The following is a 2,094-nucleotide window of genomic DNA, read 5'->3' on the forward strand; positions in this document are numbered from 1 at the left end:
AAGGCCGGCCGCGCGGCCCCGCGCGGTCCAGCGGGGGGCAGCAATGCCCAACCTCCAGGACGATGCAGTAACATCGCCTTCTTATGCACACGCTGGCCGATGAACCGGGCGCCGCGGGAGCGCGAGGTGTCGATTTTTGGAGGAAGAATGCGCAGCAGTACCGTGGGTGGAGCCTGGAGGTGCTGCTGTTCGCCGGCGCGGGCCTGGTGGTCCTGCTGAGCCATTCGGTGCTGTTCCAACTGCCCGGGCTGCTGCTGCTTGGCGGAATCGTTCTGGCGTACCGGATGACGGTGCGGGGGCATATTCTGGGCTGCGTCCCGCAGGTGGCCCGGGTCTACCGCAGGAACACGCTCATCCTTGGAAGCGTGGGGTTCCTGGGCCTCTTTGATCCGCTGGGCTGGCCAGCTGCGCTGCTGCTGTTTGTCCTGGCCGTGGTGATCGGCAAACGTGCCCGTGCCTACGGGCACCCGGTCACGGAGCGAGGGGATGTCCCGCGTTTGATGCAGCTTTTCTAGTTCCGGGTCCGGGTCCGCGCCTGCTGGCGGAGCCGGCGCAGGCAGAACACATGACGGCACACGGCAACGAGCTCGAGAATAACCTACCGGTTCGCTAAACTTTGTTTGTAAGAGCCCCCTGAACTCTTATGGTGGACCCATGGTCCTGTAAGTGCGTCAAGGGGTATATTTTTGCCCGGCACCGTGCCGGGGCGGCGCGAAGCACGCCGGTACCACTGCTTTACGCAAGGGGGAGGATCCCATGCCAGCAATCGTGATCGTCGGCGCCCAGTGGGGCGACGAAGGCAAGGGGAAGGCCACCGATCTGCTCGGTGGCAAGGTCGACTACGTCGTCAAGCCCAACGGCGGCAACAACGCCGGGCATACCGTGGTTGTTGGCGGTGAGAAGTATGAGCTCAAGCTCCTTCCCGCCGGCATCCTGTCCCCGAACGCCACCCCGATCATCGGCAACGGCTGCGTGGTGAACCTCGAGGCCCTGTTCGAGGAAATTGACGGGCTGGAAGCCCGCGGGGCGGACACCTCACGCCTGCGGGTCTCGGCCAACGCCCACCTGGTGGCCCCCTATCACCAGACCATGGACAAGGTCACCGAGCGTTTCCTGGGCAAGCGGGCCATCGGCACCACCGGCCGCGGCATCGGGCCCACCTACATGGACAAGATCGGCCGCCTGGGCATCCGCGTGCAGGACGTGTTCGATGAATCAATCCTGCGCCAGAAGGTTGAAGGCGCGCTGCGTCAGAAGAACGAACTGCTGGTCAAGGTCTACAACCGCCGTGCGGTGACCGTCGAGGAAATCGTCGAGTACTTCCTGTCCTTCGCCGAGCGCCTGCGTCCACTGGTCATCGATTCCACCTATGAACTGAACAAGGCCCTGGATGAGGACAAGGTGGTGCTCATGGAAGGCGGCCAGGCCACGTTCCTGGATGTTGACCACGGCACCTACGTTCGTGACCTCCTCCAACCCGACCGCCGGCGGTGCGTCCGTGGGCTCGGGCATTGGCCCCACCCGGATCAACCGCTCCATTGGCATCATCAAGGCCTACACGACCCGTGTGGGTGCCGGGCCGTTCCCCACCGAACTGTTTGACGAGATGGGCGAATACCTGCAGAAGACCGGCGGCGAGTTCGGCGTGAATACCGGTCGTCCGCGCCGCTGCGGTTGGTACGACGCGGTCATGGCCCGCCACGCCTCGCGCGTGAACGGCTTCACCGACTACTTCGTGACCAAGCTGGATGTGCTGACCAGCATCGAGAAGATTCCGGTTTGCGTGGCCTATGACGTGGATGGGGTGCGCCACGACGAAATGCCGATGACGCAGACCGAATTCCACCACGCCAAGCCGATTTTCGAGTACTTCGACGGCTGGACCGAGGACATCAGCGGGGCCCGCAGCCTGGAGGACCTGCCGGAAAACGCGCGCAACTACGTGTTGGCGCTCGAGGCCATGAGCGGCACCCGGATCTCGGCCATCGGTGTTGGCCCGGACCGCGACCAGACGATCGTGCGCTACGACCTGCTCAACGACTAGTCTCCGTCGGCTGCCGGACACACCCGGTTGCCGCGCAGGATGGCCGGCAC

1 protein-coding gene and 1 pseudogene are annotated in these 2,094 nt (G+C 64.5%); both read left to right on the plus strand.

The genetic code is table 11. The annotated features are described in order from the left end of the window. Positions 1–83 precede the first annotated feature (83 nt). Positions 84–515 (plus strand): hypothetical protein, encoded by a 432-nt coding sequence (locus JCM19049_RS12455; protein ID WP_054821749.1) that lies wholly within the window; start codon positions 84–86, stop codon positions 513–515. Between the two features lie 241 nt (positions 516–756). Further along, a pseudogene (locus JCM19049_RS12460) lies at positions 757–2,044 on the plus strand (adenylosuccinate synthase). Positions 2,045–2,094: the final 50 nt, after the last annotated feature.

The sequence above is a fragment of the Arthrobacter sp. JCM 19049 genome (genome assembly GCF_001310435.1).

Bases quoted from the DNA above. Each gene is read 5' to 3' on its own strand.
- JCM19049_RS12455 (WP_054821749.1), top strand. From the start codon at position 84: ATGCACACGCTGGCCGATGAACCGGGCGCCGCGGGAGCGCGAGGTGTC.